Annotated in this window: 1 protein-coding gene; it reads left to right on the forward strand. The window is 64.6% G+C overall.

What is annotated here, in order from left to right; all coding sequences use genetic code 11:
- Positions 1–768, forward strand: a 768-nt coding sequence (locus ABEA87_RS42220) for a LamG-like jellyroll fold domain-containing protein (RefSeq protein ID WP_345639432.1), incomplete at both ends; no start/stop codon positions are given.

Here is a 768-nt window from a genome sequence, read left to right on the forward strand (position 1 = left end):
GGGTGCGGCGAACCAGGGTCGGATGCTGTTCTCCTCGCCGGCCAACACCGACCTGCGTAAGACCATGATGATCCGTTCGTCGTACGACAACGGGCGTACCTGGGAGAACGCGGACCAGGGCACGGTCATCAGCAACGACCCGGCGGCGTACTCGGACATGGTGCAGATCACCGGCCCGAACGCGAAGGACACTTTCGTCGGACTGCTCTACGAGGGCGGGGCGGTCACCGCTGGCGATGAGATCCGGTTGGCGACGTTCAACACGGAGTATCTCGGGTTCCACAACTCGGCGGGTCCGCGCACTCCGGATCTGTCCCGGGCGCACGCGACCGGCAATGTGCTGGGCGGTGCCTCGTTGGGTGATGGGGTGTTCGGTAAGGGTCTGGTGCTCGACGGGGTCGATGACTACGTGCGGGTGCCGTACGACAAGAGTCAGTTGCCCGGTGATGGTGACTTCACCTGGACGGCGTGGTTCAACTATGGTGCGGCGACCGGTAATCAGGTCATCATGTGGCTGGGTGGGATGAATGCCAGTGCGCCGCAGGTGTGGCTGCGTGGGGAGCCGGCCAACCATCGGGTGATCGCGACGATGACGACGCAGAACGGCACCAAGCAGATCAGTTCGACGTCGGCGTACAACGACAATGCCTGGCATTTCGTGGCGTTGGAGCGTTCGGGTGACCAGTTGCTGATGTGGGTGGACGGCGCCCAGGTCGCGGCCGGTCCCGCCGAGGCCGGGTCGGTCAGCCGGACCGTGTCGTTCCAGAT

The sequence above is a fragment of the Rugosimonospora acidiphila genome (assembly GCF_039543385.1).
GTDB lineage: Bacteria > Actinomycetota > Actinomycetes > Mycobacteriales > Micromonosporaceae > Rugosimonospora > Rugosimonospora acidiphila.